Raw genomic sequence first — 14,343 nt, 5'->3', positions numbered from 1 at the left:
TGCCAGAAGCAGACCTCTCAGTACGATACGCTGCTATATGAACAGCGTCCGCCTCTGTTCTAAAAAAAATGCTATTTTTATCAGATGTAATTAATTCTCGACCATGCCGTTCTTAAGCATTCATAATGCAAGACTGGCGAGCTTATCCTCGATAATTTTTAATGTAAGTTCAGACGGATCTGCAAAGCCGTGGTTTTGAGCGACGACCTGAATACCTTCAAGAATAAGCGTTAGCTCTTTAGCCAGTATCGCCGGATCCTTTGCGCCAGCCCCCGCACACAACAATTCAAGTCGCTCGTACTGACGCTGTTTATGACTGATAATTAGTGAGCGAACATCTGCATACTGATCGCCTATTTCCGCAAGCGTATTGGTAAAAGGGCATCCTCTCTGCGACGTACCTGACAGGTTTTGAAGGATGAAACGCACAAACCCATCGATTTGCTTAGCCGGATCATCAGTATATTGCTTTGCCAGCTGATCTAATACGTTGCTGTAATCTTCGACCAATAGCGTCACCCATTCCCAGACCAGCACTTCCTTGGACTCAAAATGACGGTAAAGCGTCATTTTCGTTGACTGCGCTTTTTCAGCAATGGCATCGACCGTCACCCGGACGATCCCTTCCTGATAAAAGAGCGCCTCTGCCGCCTGAAGGATGCGATCGCGGGGAGGTAAACGTGGCTCACTGACTCTGGGCATAGTAAATCCTGTTTGCATGGATACCGATCAGTATCGCACGATACCGTAAAGTATCAATTGATACTAACCAGTATATGCCATATGGGCATTGCTGTCATACATGAAACACCGGGATACCTATGAATTTATCTGAATATACGTCTTACGATGCGGTCGGGCTTGCTGAGCTGGTAGCCAATAAGGATGTCACTCCAGCCGAAGTTTCTTCCGCCGCCATGAAGGCTTTACGTGCTGTAAATCCAGACGTTCAGGCCGTTATTGAGTGCTGGAAAGGCGAGGGATACAATCAGTCGGGGCCGATGGCTGGCGTCCCGATGCTGGTAAAAGACCTTGGTATTTCAGTCGCCGGGCGTCTTAATGAACTTGGCAGCCGACTTGCATCAGGTTATGTCTCGCCAAGTGACTCGAATCTGGCCGTAAAAATGAGGCAGGCGGGTCTAATGCTGATGGGACGAACCACCACCCCTGAATTAGCGGCCAGTGTGACAACAGAACCGGTATTCAATGGTGGTACGCGAAACCCCTGGAACACCTGCTACAGCGCCGGTGGGTCCAGTGGCGGTTCCGCCGCTGCCGTTGCTGCAGGCATTGTGCCAGCAGCTCATGCCACCGACGGCGGCGGGTCGATTCGAATCCCGGCCTCCGCAAACGGCCTGTTTGGTTTGAAGCCAAGCCGGGGGCGAATCAGTATGGGTCCCGACGTCGATGAAGTCTGGTCGGGTCTTGCCGTACATGGATTTGTCACCCGCTCCGTCCGCGACAGCGCTGCACTTCTGGATGCTGTTCAGGGCAACTTACCCGGAGACCCTTTTGTTATAGACCGCTCAACGCCGGTGCTTATCGGAAGCGAAAAACGACACCCGGGCACATTGAGAATCGGCGTTTTGGTCCATCCTCTGAACGGCAAGCGAAGTTCACCGGAAGTGGTCTCGGCACTGGAACAAACAGTTAAACAACTGCGGGCGCTTGGTCACCACGTTGAAGATGTTTCGCCGGACATAGGACTCAGCTGGGATGCATTTGTAGAGCTGAACGCACGCTTCTGGGCGGCAAACACGGCGGGATGGATTGATGCGCTGGCTTCAATGAGTAACAGGCCTGCCGATATCGAAACTCTTGAACCATCAAATCTGGCGCTCTGGAAGCTTGGTCATGAACTCACGGCCACAGATTTAGTCGGCGCAATGCACATGAGAAATGCAGTGACGCAAAAAATGGGGGTATTCCATCAGCAGTTCGATATGTTGCTAACACCTACCCTGCCTGATTTGCCAGCAGAACTTGGCTCTTTCAACAGCGACCAGCATAAAATGGATGGTCGGGAATGGATGCATCATGTGTTTAATCACTCCCCTTTTACCGCGCTGGCTAACGTTTGTGGCTCACCGGCTATGTCAGTTCCATTAGGTTTCAGCGATTCGAAAAACCTGCCGATTGGAATGCAGTTTTTGCAGGGTATAACCGTGAGCATAAACTGTTGAGCCTTGCTGGCCAGCTTGAATGCGAGCATCCCTGGAGTGGTCGTCGCCCCAAAATCTGGGCGGGTGCGACAGCTGGCTAAAAAGCCAGTTTTATTTCCTGAGCAGGCCTAACAACTTTTCCGTGGCAATTGCGTGTCGAGGTTTCCAGCGCGCAACTGCCACTCACTCTTTGAATCATTACCCTGTTTGATCTTCTCTGTGCCAGGAGCGGACATTACAAACCCAGGATGTTAGCCTGCAATCTGAAACTAAATGTAGAAGGTGAATTAACCCGATTGTATTTAAGGCTCGAGACAGATGATTGGTAGAATTTATTCATGCACTCGGGATGAGTCTTAACTCACACCCTTAGAGCATTTAAAACCAACCTGAACGCAGGAAGGGCTTGTCTTCGACTCGGATAATAAAGATGGTAACCAGGAAATGTGGGTGACCAGTCCTCAAGTACCGGTATTAATTTTCCCTCTCCGATATATTTTTGCACCACATCCTCAGGAGCATACGCCAGCCCGTACCCTTCCAGCGCCGCCGATAACAGCTGAGGCGAAGTATTAAATATCATCTGGCCGGATACCTGAACTTTCAACTCCTGCCCGTCTTTCTCAAACTCCCAGGCGAACAAGCCACCGTGTGTTGAAAGCCGCAAATTAGCGCAGTTGTGCGAGGTGAGATCATGTGGTGTTAGTGGTTTAGGGCGTCTGGCGAAATAGTCAGGAGAGCCCACGACTATCATCCGAAAATCAGGTGAAATCCGCATGGCAATCATATCTTTTGCAATCTGGTCTCCAATACGGACGCCTGCATCGAACCGCTCTGCGACAATATCGATTAATCCGTAGTCCACGTTGATTTCAAGCGTGATATCGGGATAGTCACCAAGCAGTTTTGAAAGCTTAGGCCATAAGATCGTGGTTGCGGCATGGTCATGTGAGCTGATACGTAACGTGCCAGCTGGTTTGTCGCGAAATTCGCCCAGTGTGGCTAACTCGGTTTCTATACCGTCGTAGTACGGAACCAGATTAGCAAGAAGACGCTCCCCCGCCTCCGTTGCCACCGCCCCACGCGTGGTTCGGCTTAGCAGTCGAACCCCCAGCCTTTCCTCCAGCCCCCGAATGCTGTGACTGATCGCCGATTGTGACACACCAAGATGTGCAGCGGCGCGGGTGAAGCTTTTCTCACGAGCTACCGCGATGAAGACAGCAAGATGATTGAAATCTGAATGGTTCATTATGAATTTACCTCATATCGTTTATCACAGTATGCCACTTCTGTAATGTCGGTTCATTACCTAAAGTAGAGATACGCCACTTATTCAGGCATTGCTTGTGAGGCGTTAGAACCCACATACAGGAGACTCATCATGCAAAAACGACAACTAGGTAAAAAGGGTCTGGAAGTATCAGCTATCGGCCTTGGTTGTATGGGACTGACATTTGGCTACGGCCCGGCAACGGATAAAGCTGAAGCCATCAAACTTATCCGTGCGGCTTATGAACGCGGCGTCACGCTGTTCGATACTGCGGAAGCCTACGGCCAGGTCAATGAAGAAATGGTCGGCGAGGCCGTAGCACCTTTCCGCGATCAAATCGTTATTGCAACAAAATTCGGTTTTCGCGACGGTAATGCAGCCTCGGGTCTCGACAGTCGTCCTGAACGTATCCGTATCGTTGTTGAGCAGTCACTGAAGCGTCTGAAAACAGATTATATCGATCTCTTTTACCAGCACCGTGTAGATCCAAATGTACCTATGGAAGAGGTGGCCGGCGCCGTTCGCGACCTCATTCAGGAGGGAAAGGTGAAGTATTTTGGGATGTGCGAGGCAGGGGTAAAAGCCATACGTGACGCACATGCTGTTCAGCCGCTTTCTGCGTTGCAGAGTGAATACTCTATGTTCACCCGCGAACCTGAGGAAGCCATTATTCCGACCCTTGAAGAACTGGGTATCGGTTTTATTCCTTTCAGCCCGCTGGGTAAAGGCTTCCTGACCGGAAAAATTGATGGTGCAACCACCTTTGCGGAAGGTGACGTCCGTAAAAATCTGCCACGTTTTGCCGATGAAGCCCGTCAGGCTAACCACAATCTGGTGAAGCTTATCGGTGAAGTCGCTGAACGTAAACACGCCACCCCTGCACAGATTGCTTTAGCCTGGTTGCTGGCACAAAAACAATGGATTGCTCCTATTCCGGGCACCACGAAACTCCACCGTCTCGAAGAAAATGTAGGCGGGGCTGCAGTTGAACTCACGACAGCCGATCTGCAGGAGATAGCAGACGTGCTGGCAAAAGTTCCCGTTCAGGGAGAACGCTATACCGCCGCGATGATGAAATCCATCAACCGCTAAGTATTTCATTCTGACCGGCTACATAAAGTCGCTGGTCAGAACCTGCCATTTAACATTAATAGGACATCAAAATGAATGTTCAGACGCTTAAAGACCGTGTTGCACTGGTCACCGGAGGAACAACCGGACTGGGTTTTGGTGCAGCAAAACGCCTGATTGAACACGGCGCCACTGTTTATATAACCGGTCGTCGTCAGGACGTACTGGATGACGCGGTGGGTAAACTCGGCAGTTCAGCGAGAGCAATACGTGCTGATGCCTCTTCCAAAGAGGACATGCTGCGCGTGGCTGCAACCATAAAAGCTGAGCAGGGCCATCTTGATATTCTGTTTGCAAATGCAGGTGGGGGCCACGCCACGCCGCTTGAACAACTGACGGAAGAACAGATTGATAGTGAACTGAGCATCAACATTAAAGGCGTTGTACTCACTGTTCAGAGCATGCTTGACGTGCTCAGTAACGGTTCTTCCGTTGTGCTGAATGCCTCAATTACAGCCGATATGGGATTGCCGGGGTTTGCCGTCTATGCCGCAACCAAAGCGGCGGTGCGCTCTCTGGCACGCAGCTGGACCACAGATCTTAAAAACAGAAATATTCGGGTCAATACGATCAGCCCGGGCGTGGTGCCGACCGAAGGTTACAGCAATGAACAGAAGATGACTGACAACGATATCGCTTCTTATGCCGAGCGGGTTTCTTCTGAAATCCCAGCCGGGCGCGTGGGTACTGCCGAAGACATCGCTGATGCGCTGGTCTTCCTCGTTTCCGATTCAAGTGCATACATTCGCGGCATTGACCTGATTGTCGATGGCGGTATGACACGTGTTTATGCCGGTAAGAACTGAGGATATAACGATGCAGACAACCAAATCAGAAGAGCGCCACATCATCTGTGAATTGCGATGCGCGACAGCGGATCGTGAGCAGGTGAAAGAACTGATCCTGAGGTTCGTTGAACCCGCTCGCCTTGAAGAAGGATGCCTTTATTACGACCTTCATCAAAGTATCGATGATCCTGACACGTTTTATATTACTGACGGCTGGGTCAACCAGAATGCGGTAACAAGCCATGCCGAGAACCCCCATGTCGCCGAAGTGATGCGGGAACTGCAGCCGCTGCTGACCTTTGGACCCTCTATCAGCCTCAGTACTCGCGTCAGTGACTGATTAATACCTCATTAAGTTTTTTTAAATGGCATCGCTGATGCCACAACGATAAGCAGGTGTATGTATGAACGGGACTAATCCTTATATTACGTTGAATAACGGTGTGAAAATGCCTGCACTCGGACTGGGGGTTTTCCAGTCTAAGCCGGAGGAGACAACCGAAGCTGTCAGGACGGCGCTGAATACCGGCTACCGCCTTATTGACACAGCCGCTGCCTATTTTAATGAACGCGAAGTCGGTGAAGGGATTAGACAATCGGATGTTGACCGTGCGGATATTTTTGTCGAAACCAAGTTATGGATTACTGACTATGGCTACGATTCAGCGCTGCGAGCTTTTGATGTCAGTCTGAAAAAATTAGGTATTGAGCAACTGGATCTCTGGTTACTTCATCAGCCACTGGCATCCGAATTTGATAAGACCATTCAGGCTTACAAAGCAGCTGAAAAGCTGCTGAATGAGGGACGTGTGCGAGCAATTGGCGTATCTAATCTCACGCCATCTGAACTCGACAGATTGATGTCAGAGACTGAAATTGTACCGGCTGTTAATCAGATTCAGGTCCATCCCTACTACTCACAGGCTGAGTGGCGTGCCGCTAACGACAAACATGGCATTCTTACACAATGCTGGTCACCACTCGGGGGGCATACACCTATAATAATGCAGAAAAAAATCCCTTCGAAGATTCAGTGATAACTGGCATTGCGAAGAAATACTCTAAAACTCCTGCACAGGTTATTCTTCGCTGGCATTTGGATCACGGTTATTCCGCTATACCGAAATCCGTTAAGCCACACCGTATAGAAGAAAACTTTGACCTGTTTGATTTCAGACTTTCAGTCGCTGAAATTGCCGCGATTGATGCGCTCGAAACTGGCGTACGTGGGGGACCGGATCCTGATTCACTGGATTTGGCTACCTATGGATTCAAAATCCCGGACTGATGTATTTCTTATCCTAAGGCGCTGAAGCGCCTTTTTACTGGCGATAGCGGAGGCAGTCGACAATGAGCTGAAAACCTGCAGAAAGCTGCCGCTGGCTGGGATAATAGAGATGATATCCCGGAAATGTCGGGCTCCAGTCTTCAAGCACTTTGATCAGCTGTCCGGTATCGACATCCGCCTGGATGACATCCTCAGGGATAAAACACAGGCCATGCCCTTCTTTAACTGCAACCAGCAACTGCGGCAACGTATTAAATGTCAGCTGTCCAGACACCTGTACTTCCATTTTTCGCCCACCCTTTTCAAACTCCCATGCATACAGTCCTCCGTATGTTTCCAGACGCAGATTAATGCAGTTGTGGTCGGTAAGGTCCTGCGGGGTTTGAGGTATGTCGTGTGCAGCAAAATATCCAGGGGTGCCCACGACGACCATTCTGAAGGCAGGGGAAATTCTTACAGCAACCATATCTTTAGCGATTTGGTCTCCCAGACGAACACCGGCATCAAATCGCTGGGCAACAATATCAATAAACCCATATGCAATAGAGATTTCCACATTCAATTCCGGGTAATCAGCCAGAATGGGTGAAATTTTCGGCCAGAGGACGGTGTTCGCAACATGATCATGCGCACTGATGCGCACGGTACCACGAGGAGTATTCCTTAACTCGTTCAGAACGTTGAGCTCCTCTTCTATCACGTCATAGACAGGTTGGAGTTTATTAAATAAGCGCTCTCCGGCATCCGTGGTGGAAACACCCCGTGTGGTGCGGGTGAGCAGGCGTGTACCGATTTTCTCTTCCAGACGGCGGATCGTATGGCTAAGCGCAGACTGCGTAACCCCAAGTTGAGCCGCTGCCCGCGTAAAACTGCGCTCTCTTGCGACCAGAATAAAACCCGACAAGCTGTTCAGATCAATACGCGACATATATGAATCTCAGTCATAACGGTATAAAGATTTTACCATCTACCGTCATATCTGTACCCATCTTATACTGCTTTTAACCTCTAAATGACCGATAAGGAATCTGGATGCAAAAGCGCAAATTGGGCACAGCTGGACTCGAAGTTTCGGCTCTGGGTCTCGGCTGTATGGGCATGACGTTTGGTTACGGCCCGGCTATGGATAAAAATGACGCGATCTCACTGATCCGTAAAGCTTACGACCTGGGGGTTACCTTCTTCGACTCCGCTGAAGCTTACGGCGAAGCGAATGAGGTACTGGTCGGTGAAGCGCTTGCGCCGGTTCGCAATAACGTTGTCATTGCGACTAAGTTTGGTTTTAAGAATGGTATTCCGACTGCGGGGATGGACAGTTCGCCTGAGCGCATTCGTATTGTGGCCGAACAGTCACTGAAACGCATGAATATTGAATGCATTGACCTCTTCTACCAGCATCGCATCGATCCGAATGTGCCGATTGAAGACGTTGCAGGTGCTGTGGCTGATTTAATCAAAGAAGGAAAAGTTAAACACTTTGGTATGTCTGAGGCCGGCGTTGAAATGATCCGCCGGGCTAATGCAGTACTGCCGGTCACTGCACTTCAAAGTGAATACTCCATGTTCACTCGCGAACCTGAGCAGGCCATTATCCCGACGCTGGAAGAACTGGGCATTGGTTTTGTGCCTTTCAGTCCATTGGGTAAAGGCTGGCTGGCCGGCAAAATAGATGGAAATACCACCTTTGCTGAAGGTGACGTGCGTAACGTCCTGCCGCGATTTACGGATGAAGCCCGTCAGGCTAATCACAAACTGGTGGCGCTGATTGGTGAAATCGCCAGCCGCAGGCAAGCCACTTCAAGTCAGATTGCTCTCGCCTGGCTACTGGCCCAGAAACCGTGGATCGCTCCTATTCCGGGTACCACGAAACTTCATCGCCTGGAAGAAAATATTGGCGGCGCTTCAGTAACGCTTAACGATGCTGACCAGCAGGAAATTGCTGAGCTGCTGGCAAAAATGCCAGTTGAAGGTGAGCGCTATACCGCAGCCATGCAGGCGACCATTAACCGTTAACTTCACTACTAAGGCTGCGGATATTTCCGCCGCTGATAAGGCTTCCACCTATGAAGATCACAGAACTGACGAGCCGCCAGCAGGCAATCGCCCCTATTTCTGCATTCACGGCTCAAGGCGACCTTTCTAAACTGAAAGCTGTACTCGAGTTAGGCTTGGATGCAGGACTGACTATTAACGATATCAAAGAAATACTGGTACAGCTCTATGCTTACCTTGGTTTCCCGCGTGCGCTGAATGGGCTTGGCACCTTTATGGCCCTTGTGAACGAACGCAAAGAACAAGGTATTGAAGATATCGTCGGCGTAGAAGCCGGCCCGCTGCCTGCTGACAAATCTCGCCTAGAATTGGGCACGGCTGTTCAGACTTACCTGATCGGTGTGCCTGTTAAAGGGCCTGTTCTGGACTTTGCTCCGGCAATTGATGCTTACCTGAAAGATCATCTGTTTGGTGACATTTTCGGGCGGGACAATCTCGGTTATAAGGATCGCGAAATTGCTACCCTGGGCGCGCTTGCTGGCCTGGAAGGCGTCGAACCGCAGCTGATGTCTCATTTCAATATTTCTTTGAACATCGGACTGACCGAAACGCAGCTGAAAGAGGTGATAGCCGCCCTTGAAAGTTCGGTCTCTCCAGACGTTGCTCAACGTGCTACTTCTGCGCTTGATAAAGTTTTGGCAACCAGGAAGTAAAGCAGCTGTAACCTCGCCCGTTAGCTTTCGGGCGATGTATGCCAAAAGTCCAGACTTTTTGGAAAGCAATACGACCAGATTGAATCACGCGTCATAGCTTATTAATACCTGGGCGCAAAGTGAATGCTACCCTCCAGGTAATCTACACAGACATATATTGAGGCGAGACCTGTCAGGTATCAGCCTGATTACCAATTATGCTTCTCAAACCTCTTTCTTCAGCGGAAAGAGGCTTTTATGCGCAGCCGATGTCTCCTTGAAGTCCAACATATTACGGATGCGCCATTACTCTGGAATAGCCCACCTGCTAAGAGAAAATGAATGAACAGAAGATCGCTACTCAAAATGCTATCCGCTGCACCTTTGCTGGCAGCATCAGCACCATTACTTGCTGCAAATAAAAGTCAGGCTCATAACAGCGATAAAAAAACGTTTGTGATGACTCACGGTGCATTCCACGGTGGCTGGTGCTGGCGAGATGTCGCGGCGATTTTACGGGCAAAAGGACATCTTGTTTTTACCCCAACATATACGGGTTTGGGTGAACGTGCGCACTTACTGAATAACGACATCGACCTTAATACTTTTATTGAGGACGTGATGGCTGTCATAGAGTGTGAAGAACTGCAAAACGTCGTCTTAGTCGGCCACAGTTTTGGCGGCTATGTGATCAGTGGCGTCGCTGACCGTATGGGTGATCGCATTGGTTCCATGATTTATCTCGATGCACCTATGGGCAGCAACGGTAAGTCAGTATTAGATGAAGCGCCGCCTGATGTGCGTAAGGCCCGCACTGATGCTGCGGTTAACGTCTTCGGTACTCGTGCTATTGCAACACCTCCGGCAACGGCATTTGGCCTGTCAGTTCCGCAACAAATTGAGTGGGTTAATCGCAGAATGACGCCAATGCCTTTCAAAGCATACGAAACACCGCTCAGTCTCAACGGCGAACCGGGGGGTAATTTCCCGAAGAAATTCATTCACTGTGTTCATCCAGTCTTACCAAATATTGTCCCATCAGCTCTTTATGCGAAAAACCACGGGTGGGATTATCACGAATTACAGACAGGCCATGAGGCGATGATCACGTTGCCTGAACAGGTTGCAGCACTGCTCCTGTCGCCAGTGGTTTCTCACTCAAAAACAGCTGCCTGACGAAAAAGATAATGCGCTGACTTTTTCATAAAAAAAAGAAGAGATATGGCAACGTCAGATTATAAAATTGGCAATGATCGAAATGACTCTCCCAAGAAATCCAGCGCTTCCCTCTGGCCGGTTTTCTGGCTGGCCATGGGGACCTTTGCCATCGGAACTGAAGGTTTTATGATCGCCCCGCTGATGCCCGAAATAGCGAGGGATCTTCAGGTTTCGGTTAGCACCGTCGGCCAACTGGTAACCGTATTCACCCTAACGTATGCGTTCAGCTCTCCATTATTAACCGTGCTGACTGGCAAGCTCGACGGACGCAGGGTATTAATATATGCCATGATCCTTTTCGGGGCCGGGAATCTGGTCGCCGGTTTTTCGACTAATTATACCGGACTGCTGACTGGCCGGGTGATTATGGCTGTAGCCTCCGGTTTGTTCGTTCCTGGCGCAAATGCACTGGCGGCAATTATTGTCGCAGCGGAGAAAAGAGGTATAGCGCTCGCTTTGGTTAACGGTGGAGCATCTCTCGCTCTGGTGCTGGGTGTACCTGCCGGTTCTCTGGTAGGACAGCATTTTGGCTGGCGAACAACATTTTTGTCGTCAGCCTTATAGCCTTGCTGGCTGTTGCAGGAATGCTTGTCAGGCTTCCAGTATCAGTGGGAAAGCATCGCCATGTACCCAGCCTGTCTGAGCGATTCAGGATAATAAAGCGCCCGGGCATCCGTTCAGGTCTGATAGTTACCCTTATGTGGGCCATAAGTGCTTATTCAGTATTTACCTATATATCCCCTCTAGTAGCAGGGACAACCAGCATTCCCGCGGCATGGGTATCCGGACAAATCCTGATCTGGGGGATTTGCGCGGTGCTGGGGATGTATCTGGGAGGGCGGGGAACTGACCACCTTGGGCCGGTAAACGTCTTATTCCCCAGCCTGATGGTTCTCACGTCTGCCTTTGCCACTCTGGCTCTGTGTTCATTGCTGCCTCAGGGGGTGGCCCGTTATCCGTTTATGGTGGCATTTGTATTATGGGGGATTTCCGCCTGGTCATATTTCCCGCCACAACAGACCCGACTTATTGAGGCTGCCGGTGAGGGTAACGCCCCCTTAATCATGTCCCTTAACGCCTCGGTCATGTATCTGGGCTTCTCTGGAGGAGCCGGTTTGGGAGGTCTGTTACTGAGCCAGTTTAACGCATGGACAATACCTACGTTGGCTGCGGGGACTGCAGGAATAGCAACGCTTGTCGTATGGATAACCCGCCGCCATGGCACGCCGGCTTCGGAATAACAGGCTGATAGCCACAGATCCTCGTTTGAAAAGTGTCAAGAAGGCACAGGATGAATAATGCATCGCGATCATTTGTTGAATTTACATACCTTTGCTGTAGTTGCACAAGAAAAAAGCTTTTCGAAGACAGCAGCACTACTGGGAACTTCGCAATCCGCCATCAGCCATGCGATGAATCGCCTGGAAGAACGTATTGGTGTTCGATTACTTAACCGGACAACACGCAGTGTTTCAGTAACGCAGGCAGGTATGCAACTTCTGGAAACTCTGCGACCCTCACTAAAAAATATTGAAACCGTTCTGACTGAACTGGAATCTTTCCGTGACATGCCTAGCGGCCATATCAGGATTGCTTCGCCTGAGCATGCCACACGGCAAATTCTTGTGCCGGTACTGGCGCATATGCTGTCCGCTTACCCTGAGATTTCAATCGAATTAGACATCACCCTGCAGGTGAAAGACATCGTTGAGGAACAATACGATGCGGGTGTCTGTATTGGAGAACTACTGCATAAAGACATGGTGGCTTTGCCCATCGGTCCTAAAATGAGGATGGCCGTTGTGGGTTCACCGGAATATTTTACTAAAAATAGGTCGCCTGTTTCACCCTCGGACCTTAAAAACCATCGTTGCATCGGATACAGGCGGCCAGGAAACGGAACAATCTATCAATGGGAGTTTGAGTCGGACGTTCAGACATTCAGACACAAGCCGGACAGTACGTTAACCGTTAATGAACTTGATACCCTGATTGATTTTGCACTTTCAGGAACCGGACTAATATGCATTCCCGATTTTCACATCCTGGATAAGCTGGAAAATAAAACTCTGATAGAAGCTTTACATAACTTCTCCGCACAATTTGAAGGTTACTACCTTTATTACTCCACCCGAAAAGCACCCACTCAGGCATTCCGGATTCTGCTTGAGTCTCTTAGATTGTGAAAATGTCCACAAAAGCGTATCTGTCAGGAAGCTCTCTTTAAGGGCCCGAACATTAGACTTTATAAATAGAAGGACATCGCATGATCAATCATCAACGAAGAAAGTTACTGGGCACCGGGAGCATTTTAGTCGGAGGGGCGGCGCTTTCGTTAAGCACCAGAGCACTGGGATCGGGAACCGGATTAGCCCCGGATAACAGCCAAAATACTGAAGGCTGTATCATGGGAAATGATTTGACCTTAAATCCTGTTGACGTTCAGTTCCTTTTTGCTGATTTGCAGCCCACGCTGGTCAATACCAGCATAACCAATTCGCCCACGCAGCTTGCTGGCAATGCGGGTAGTCTGGCAAAAGTTGCAGCCGTGCTGAAGCTTCCAATGCTATTTCTGACTGTTGCAAAGGGCGAGGTTATTCCTGAATTAACACCGTATTCAACTCCTCAGAATACACTTTTCCGCACTAATGCTGACCCCTTCCAGGTGCCTGATATCGTCAATGCTTTGGGCAAAAATAAGCGTAAGGCGTTGATTATTTCCGGATATAGTACCGAAGTTGCCGTGCTACTTTCTGTACTGGATGCAATACGGCATGACTATCATGTTCATGTGGTGGTTGATTGCATTGGCAGCCGATCTAACCGTACAGAATCTGCTTCTCTGGTTCAGATAAGTCAGGCCGGGGCAGTCCAAACATCGGTATTAACCGTTGCAGCTCAACTCGCCCCTGAATTTTCAAATGAACCAGGGAAGACCATACTATCCATTATCTCCGAAGTTATGAAACGACAATAGATTAACCGCTAATTGACATTCACTTGTTTGATAAAAAGTTATTAACCAGGTTGTCATTAGCTTATCGCATGCACGTTGCGCTGAGATCTTTACAGCGAGTTTATAAAGCAGGAACGGATTACGAACTGAAACGCAATTGCTCAATAAATTATCGCTCAAGCGTCTCTGATACCACTTTTACGTCCTTAAATGTTGTTATAAACCCCAACGGTTATGTATTAATTGATAAGAATGAAGAATAAGCTCATTAATCGCTTAGTAACGCTTATAAATTTCGGAATCATCGCCAACTATAATGTTGATATTATGTTCCGCAGTGCGCGATTTTACTCTCGCAGACTCTTTTCCCTTGCGGCCGACAATGCCAAGGCTTACGTTCAAATTGATTATTAGTGCTGTGATTAGCAGTTGTTGTCAATCCTGGGAACTGAACTGAACCGTTCAGTGCCATAAGCAAAAATTGATGAACTTATGGTAAACCGGTTGTATTCGCGATAGTGAGCCTGACAGATTGTTATTCGACACGTATCACATCAGGACAACGCCCTGTTGTTGCCTTTTGGAGAATATCACCCAGCCACTTATGATCTCGTTTCCTGCCATATTGCCAAAAAAGCAATATCGTAGCTCCGGGGTAATTTTCGCTATGTCAAGCCTGCGCGGATTCTCAGCTAGCGATACAATAACCTTCGCACTTAATCCCAATTTTTCGGCCGAATACGCAGTAAATCAGTATTATTGAACTCCTTTCAAAAGCTGTGTTACTGAGATGTTGTGTTCAATTCAGAGTGATGACTAAGTCTAAATTTTATAATGTCCGCTGTT

The 14,343-nt window shown here is 49.1% G+C and carries 14 protein-coding genes and 1 pseudogene; 12 read left to right on the top strand and 3 right to left on the bottom strand.

Annotated elements, in window-relative coordinates; genetic code table 11:
- Positions 1-120 precede the first annotated feature (120 nt).
- A complete protein-coding gene (locus HA45_RS22575) occupies positions 121-702 on the bottom strand; it encodes a TetR/AcrR family transcriptional regulator (protein WP_100701746.1) in 582 nt (193 codons plus the stop codon).
- A gap of 119 nt (positions 703-821) precedes the next feature.
- Here HA45_RS22575 and HA45_RS22570 point away from each other — a divergent pair, with 119 nt between their 5' ends.
- Positions 822-2,183: an amidase gene (locus HA45_RS22570; RefSeq protein ID WP_244563513.1), complete on the top strand. Its 1,362-nt coding sequence runs from the start codon at positions 822-824 to the stop codon at positions 2,181-2,183.
- 340 nt (positions 2,184-2,523) lie between these two features.
- On the opposite strand, the gene HA45_RS22565 is transcribed toward HA45_RS22570, so the two are convergent.
- On the bottom strand, positions 2,524-3,411 hold the full coding sequence (locus HA45_RS22565; RefSeq protein WP_100701748.1) for a LysR family transcriptional regulator: 888 nt from the start codon (positions 3,409-3,411) through the stop codon (positions 2,524-2,526).
- 132 nt (positions 3,412-3,543) lie between these two features.
- On the opposite strand from HA45_RS22565, the gene HA45_RS22560 reads away from it, so the two are divergent.
- The 5 genes from HA45_RS22560 to HA45_RS28750 all read left to right on the top strand — a co-directional run bounded on the left by HA45_RS22560 (position 3,544) and on the right by HA45_RS28750 (position 6,639).
- The gene (locus HA45_RS22560) at positions 3,544-4,524 is read left to right on the top strand and encodes an aldo/keto reductase (protein WP_100701749.1); all 981 of its coding nucleotides are present in this window, start codon (positions 3,544-3,546) and stop codon (positions 4,522-4,524) included.
- A gap of 71 nt (positions 4,525-4,595) precedes the next feature.
- Positions 4,596-5,369 carry an SDR family oxidoreductase gene (locus HA45_RS22555; protein ID WP_100701750.1) on the top strand — a complete coding sequence of 258 codons (774 nt, stop codon included), beginning with the start codon at positions 4,596-4,598 and terminating at the stop codon, positions 5,367-5,369.
- A 10-nt stretch (positions 5,370-5,379) separates the two neighbouring features.
- Entirely contained in the window at positions 5,380-5,691 is a 312-nt protein-coding gene (locus HA45_RS22550; RefSeq protein ID WP_100701751.1) for a putative quinol monooxygenase, read from the top strand.
- Between the two features lie 64 nt (positions 5,692-5,755).
- Positions 5,756-6,388: an aldo/keto reductase gene (locus HA45_RS22545; RefSeq protein WP_205960944.1), complete on the top strand. Its 633-nt coding sequence runs from the start codon at positions 5,756-5,758 to the stop codon at positions 6,386-6,388.
- Complete coding sequence (locus HA45_RS28750) at positions 6,385-6,639, top strand: aldo/keto reductase (RefSeq protein WP_205960945.1); 255 nt, start codon at positions 6,385-6,387, stop codon at positions 6,637-6,639. Before HA45_RS22545 ends, HA45_RS28750 begins: the two co-directional genes overlap by 4 nt.
- A 34-nt stretch (positions 6,640-6,673) precedes the next feature.
- Here HA45_RS28750 and HA45_RS22540 read toward each other — a convergent pair whose 3' ends face one another.
- A complete protein-coding gene (locus tag HA45_RS22540; RefSeq protein WP_100701752.1) occupies positions 6,674-7,567 on the bottom strand; it encodes a LysR family transcriptional regulator in 894 nt (297 codons plus the stop codon).
- A 104-nt stretch (positions 7,568-7,671) separates the two neighbouring features.
- Here HA45_RS22540 and HA45_RS22535 point away from each other — a divergent pair, with 104 nt between their 5' ends.
- The 6 genes and pseudogenes from HA45_RS22535 (at position 7,672) to HA45_RS22510 (ending at position 13,518) form a co-directional block, all read left to right on the top strand.
- Positions 7,672-8,652, top strand: a complete 981-nt coding sequence (locus tag HA45_RS22535; RefSeq protein WP_100701753.1) for an aldo/keto reductase — start codon at positions 7,672-7,674, stop codon at positions 8,650-8,652.
- Between the two features lie 50 nt (positions 8,653-8,702).
- Positions 8,703-9,344 (top strand): carboxymuconolactone decarboxylase family protein, encoded by a 642-nt coding sequence (locus HA45_RS22530; RefSeq protein WP_100701754.1) that lies wholly within the window; start codon positions 8,703-8,705, stop codon positions 9,342-9,344.
- A gap of 321 nt (positions 9,345-9,665) precedes the next feature.
- A complete protein-coding gene (locus HA45_RS22525) occupies positions 9,666-10,499 on the top strand; it encodes an alpha/beta hydrolase (RefSeq protein WP_100701755.1) in 834 nt (277 codons plus the stop codon).
- Positions 10,500-10,544: 45 nt separating this feature from the next.
- A pseudogene (locus HA45_RS29200) lies at positions 10,545-11,782 on the top strand (MFS transporter).
- A 57-nt stretch (positions 11,783-11,839) separates the two neighbouring features.
- Positions 11,840-12,727, top strand: a complete 888-nt coding sequence (locus HA45_RS22515) for a LysR family transcriptional regulator (protein WP_100701757.1) — start codon at positions 11,840-11,842, stop codon at positions 12,725-12,727.
- 80 nt (positions 12,728-12,807) lie between these two features.
- Positions 12,808-13,518, top strand: a complete 711-nt coding sequence (locus HA45_RS22510) for an isochorismatase family protein (RefSeq protein ID WP_240629212.1) — start codon at positions 12,808-12,810, stop codon at positions 13,516-13,518.
- Positions 13,519-14,343: the final 825 nt, after the last annotated feature.

Origin of the sequence: Pantoea rodasii (genome assembly GCF_002095465.1) — a bacterium.
GTDB classification, from domain to species: Bacteria; Pseudomonadota; Gammaproteobacteria; order Enterobacterales; family Enterobacteriaceae; genus Pantoea; species Pantoea rodasii.
Note: the sequence above shows the minus strand (reverse complement) of the source record. Positions and strands in the feature narration are given on the sequence as shown.

What these genes read in the sequence shown, in the direction of transcription:
- HA45_RS22550 (WP_100701751.1), top strand. Translation starts at nt 5,380, where the DNA reads ATGCAGACAACCAAATCAGAAGAGCGCCACATCATCTGTGAATTGCGA.
- HA45_RS22530 (WP_100701754.1), top strand. Translation starts at nt 8,703, where the DNA reads ATGAAGATCACAGAACTGACGAGCCGCCAGCAGGCAATCGCCCCTATT.
- HA45_RS22535 (WP_100701753.1), top strand. Translation starts at nt 7,672, where the DNA reads ATGCAAAAGCGCAAATTGGGCACAGCTGGACTCGAAGTTTCGGCTCTG.
- HA45_RS22545 (WP_205960944.1), top strand. Translation starts at nt 5,756, where the DNA reads ATGAACGGGACTAATCCTTATATTACGTTGAATAACGGTGTGAAAATG.
- HA45_RS22510 (WP_240629212.1), top strand. Translation starts at nt 12,808, where the DNA reads ATGATCAATCATCAACGAAGAAAGTTACTGGGCACCGGGAGCATTTTA.
- HA45_RS22565 (WP_100701748.1), bottom strand. Translation starts at nt 3,411, where the DNA reads ATGAACCATTCAGATTTCAATCATCTTGCTGTCTTCATCGCGGTAGCT.
- HA45_RS22570 (WP_244563513.1), top strand. Translation starts at nt 822, where the DNA reads ATGAATTTATCTGAATATACGTCTTACGATGCGGTCGGGCTTGCTGAG.
- HA45_RS22540 (WP_100701752.1), bottom strand. Translation starts at nt 7,567, where the DNA reads ATGTCGCGTATTGATCTGAACAGCTTGTCGGGTTTTATTCTGGTCGCA.
- HA45_RS22575 (WP_100701746.1), bottom strand. Translation starts at nt 702, where the DNA reads ATGCCCAGAGTCAGTGAGCCACGTTTACCTCCCCGCGATCGCATCCTT.
- HA45_RS22525 (WP_100701755.1), top strand. Translation starts at nt 9,666, where the DNA reads ATGAACAGAAGATCGCTACTCAAAATGCTATCCGCTGCACCTTTGCTG.
- HA45_RS22515 (WP_100701757.1), top strand. Translation starts at nt 11,840, where the DNA reads ATGCATCGCGATCATTTGTTGAATTTACATACCTTTGCTGTAGTTGCA.
- HA45_RS22555 (WP_100701750.1), top strand. Translation starts at nt 4,596, where the DNA reads ATGAATGTTCAGACGCTTAAAGACCGTGTTGCACTGGTCACCGGAGGA.
- HA45_RS22560 (WP_100701749.1), top strand. Translation starts at nt 3,544, where the DNA reads ATGCAAAAACGACAACTAGGTAAAAAGGGTCTGGAAGTATCAGCTATC.